The organism is Belnapia sp., from assembly GCF_059504005.1.
In genome coordinates this window covers 1-3,342 of the sequence record NZ_JCACHU010000104.1, presented here as the reverse complement: position 1 = coordinate 3,342, position 3,342 = coordinate 1, and the positions used below count along the sequence as shown (strand labels likewise).

At 62.6% G+C, this 3,342-nt stretch carries 5 protein-coding genes and 1 pseudogene; 2 read left to right on the top strand and 4 right to left on the bottom strand.

Annotated features, from left to right (window positions below; all coding sequences use genetic code 11):
• Positions 1-242 (top strand): annotated as a pseudogene (locus tag AC5JJ1_RS14565) (IS6 family transposase); the annotation flags it as partial.
• 109 nt (positions 243-351) lie between these two features.
• On the opposite strand, the gene AC5JJ1_RS14560 reads toward AC5JJ1_RS14565, so the two are convergent.
• From AC5JJ1_RS14560 to AC5JJ1_RS14545, 4 genes are all read right to left on the bottom strand, one after another.
• Positions 352-1,089, bottom strand: a complete 738-nt coding sequence (locus AC5JJ1_RS14560) for an alpha/beta fold hydrolase (protein WP_495785825.1) — start codon at positions 1,087-1,089, stop codon at positions 352-354.
• Positions 1,076-1,276 carry a thioredoxin domain-containing protein gene (locus tag AC5JJ1_RS14555; protein WP_495785824.1) on the bottom strand — a complete coding sequence of 67 codons (201 nt, stop codon included), beginning with the start codon at positions 1,274-1,276 and terminating at the stop codon, positions 1,076-1,078. Before AC5JJ1_RS14555 ends, AC5JJ1_RS14560 begins: the two co-directional genes overlap by 14 nt.
• A gap of 12 nt (positions 1,277-1,288) precedes the next feature.
• Positions 1,289-1,777: a lipocalin-like domain-containing protein gene (locus AC5JJ1_RS14550; protein WP_495785823.1), complete on the bottom strand. Its 489-nt coding sequence runs from the start codon at positions 1,775-1,777 to the stop codon at positions 1,289-1,291.
• Positions 1,778-1,852: 75 nt separating this feature from the next.
• A complete protein-coding gene (locus AC5JJ1_RS14545; RefSeq protein WP_495785822.1) occupies positions 1,853-2,200 on the bottom strand; it encodes a cupin domain-containing protein in 348 nt (115 codons plus the stop codon).
• 628 nt (positions 2,201-2,828) lie between these two features.
• On the opposite strand from AC5JJ1_RS14545, the gene AC5JJ1_RS14540 reads away from it, so the two are divergent.
• Positions 2,829-3,342: 2-dehydropantoate 2-reductase N-terminal domain-containing protein (locus tag AC5JJ1_RS14540; protein ID WP_495785821.1), on the top strand; the 514-nt coding region annotated here is incomplete at its 3' end.

The window sequence follows — 3,342 nt, the reverse complement described above, 5'->3', positions numbered from 1 at the left end:
GAAGACACCCCCAGCCTCAGCTGAGGGCGGCAAGGGTCCGTAGACGCCGCTTACGTCGAGAACGTCAGATGCAGCGGTTCAAGTCACCTGAACAGGCACAGCGGTTCCTCTCGGCGCACGCGATGATCTATGGCCACTTCCATCCACGTCGGCACCTGATGGCCGCCGAACAGTATCGCCGTTCGCGTCGCAAGGCCTTCCGGATCTGGCAGCAGGAGACGTGTGCCCAGATGGCAGCGTGAGATCACGCAAGCTCCGTCTTGCGCTCAAGCGCACCCGGTCATCAAACAATGTGACAATGCCGCCGTGTCTCCTGCACCTTGATCAGGTAGGCCATGCGCTCTACCCGGACTAGCTGATCCCCGCGAGGAGCCGTGCCACCTCATCCGGTGCCGTGACCGGTGCCGCATGGCCGACGGCCAACTCCATCCAGCCCCAGCCTGCTCGGCCGCGCGCCCATTGACGACTGGATTCTTGTGGAGGAGACGCCGGATTGGTAAAGGATACGAAGGTACAGGGTCGTCCGTTGCCAACGGGGTGGTTCAGCGTCAGTGGCGTCTCGTAATAGGCGAGCGGCATTGGCGTCATGCGTCGCCTCAGCCAGTCGGCCACCGAGCCCTCGGAAACCCCAAGTGCGCCAATTGCTGCGAGCGGCGGAGGAAGCGCAGGCACCCTGCCGCCTGCCGCCCGCGCCGCCTGCCGCCGTGTCTCTGCAACCTCGGGCGGAAGTGCGTCGAGGAAGCTCCTGCCGCTCTCGGGAATATTGGCGTCGAGATAAACGAGGTGCCGGATGCGTCCAGGCAGGCGGTCAGCAACACCTGTGATCGGGATACCCCCGAAGCTATGCCCAATCAGGATGATATCTTGCAGTTCCTCAGCCTCAATAACGTGCACAACGTCATCCACTAAGGTGTCCAGCGTGACATCGAGTGAGAGGAGATGGCGGCGCTCCCCTAGGCCGGTCAAGGTCGGGGCGAAGACGCGGTGGCCCATGCCGCGCAGCCGCTCGGCCACGGGCGCCCAGAACCACCCTCCCACCCACGAGCCGTGTACCAGTAGGTAGGTTTTGCCCGCGTCAAACTCCGTCATCCCAATTGTCTCCCACTTGCCGCAAGGCGGGCACCTTCCCAGGCAAATTGAGCCGCAGATACGTCTCGGTACGGTGCTCACTCGCTTCCTCACCGACGAGCTCCGCCTCGTACACCGCACCCGCCTCCTCAAGCGCGAGGTGTGACGCCATCGAGGATGAGCCCGGGGCGTAGTGGAGCGTGAGCACGATAGAGTCCTCCTACGTAGCCCGTCTCAGCGTCACCGTTGCGGCAACTCCGCCAGAGCCGGATGTCGAGTAGACCAACTGGTCTCCAACGAGCCTCATTTCACGGCGCTGCTCAGCGCCCGCCCAGTTGGGAAATGTCCCGTTCTCGATACGCAGGATCAGGGTCTTGCCAGCGTCCTCCACCGCGTAGGTACCAAAGAGGGCGATGCTTCCCTGCACGACAGCCCGGTTCTCCTCCGGGGTGCCTGACGCGCGGCTGTTGGAAGCGAATTTCGGCAAGTCACCGCGCAGGAAGATCAGAGCGAAACGCCCGTCGCTGCCGAACATCATGGTGCCGCTCGGTGGATCGCCAAGCGCGGCCGCATCGCGGCCCGGGGCCGCGGAGGTGATGGAGATGGGGGTCCACGAACCCACGAGGTCTCGCGCCGTCTGGGCCTGCGATGGCGCGGCCACTCCGACCAGCGCTGCGATCGTGACTGCGCCTATGCTTCTTCTCAGCATCAGGTTGTCCTTTCATTCGGGCAGTAGGCGTGTGATGTGAATCGCCGAGCATCCTCAAGCGCGCTGTCCACGTCGTCAGTCCACCGGGATCAGGATCGAGTGCCGGAGCTTACCCAGCGCCTCGGAGAGGTGGCCCTTGCCGTGCATGTCCTCAATCAGGATCACCTCACCCTGGCCAATGGTGCGGGTTTCTCCGTCGCTGGCTGTGATCTTGTGTGACCCGTCAAGGTTGATCACGTACTGGCGTCGCGTTGCTGTGTGCCAGTCGAAGTGCCAGTCACCGGGTGTTTTGCGGAAGATGATCCCCACGGCGGGGAAGCGCTTGGAGGTCGTTCCGTCCGGCCCCTCCTCGGCCCACTCGACCTCAATGTCGCGGAAGTGGCTCTCACCTTGCTCGTCGGCATAGATGTTGTGGACGCGCATTACGCTTCTCTCCCTAGTATTGTGAGTTCCGCTGCGACGGCACCTGGGCACAGTGACCTACGCCAACCACTTTCAAAGTTTTTCTGAGGCTAAAGCCGAGCCTCGAGGATCATGTTAACAGGCAGCACTGGTGGACCTTCGCTTGCTGTACGAGTTCGGTGCAGGTATCGGACTACGGACTATGCAAAATTCGATAGAGACCTAGGGCACCGCCCATTCGGACCATCGGCGCACTCGCTGCGCCTCCGAGGTCACCCAATGTTTTGCCGATGAACTGCTGTAGCTTGGCATTGTCGATCGGGCGTGGTGTTGGCACATGCGTTCGTTCCGACATAGCTGCCTCCGCGGTGCATTGACGGCCAACCAGGGGAGGTTGCGCTATGTGCAGATCACCATGACAAGGCGTCGGCCTTGTTGACGCTACTCCTCCGTAGCGAAACTTTAGTGTCCTGCTCACCAACAAAGCACGCGGGAACTGCATTCGAAACGGCACACGCGGACGTTGTGGGCACGAGAATATCTATACATGCTCGATACCCTGTAAATATCCATTACTGGGAGCGCCCCACGATAGTCCATAATGCGGAGCGCAGACGCACTTTCCACCAGCCGGAGAAAGGACGGGATCATGCGCATTTTGGTTGTCGGCGCCGGGGCGCTTGGCGGCTACTACGGCGGGCGCCTACTGGAAGGGGGCCGCGACGTGACCTTCCTCGTCCGCGCCGCCCGCGCCGAGCAGATCGCGCGGCACGGACTGCGCGTCGAGAGCCAGCATGGCGACGCTGACCTCAGGCCGCGCGCCGTAATGGCCGGTGACCTCGACGGGCCCTACGACCTGATCCTGCTGGCTGTGAAGGCATACTCGCTTGACACCTCGATGGACGACATGGCACCCGCGGTCGGCCCCGATACGACCATCCTCCCCCTGCTGAACGGCATGCGCCACCTCGACCTACTCGCCGCGCGATTTGGCACCGACCGTGTGCTCGGTGGCGCGGCGAGGATCGCCGCGACCCTCGGCCCCGAGGGACAGATTCTTCAACGAATGATGCCCAACCACGACTTTATCTTCGGCGAGGTCGTGGGAGCCTTAGAGCCCGTCCGAGAAGTTTATGAGCGTGCCAAGCGCCTTGCCATCAGCT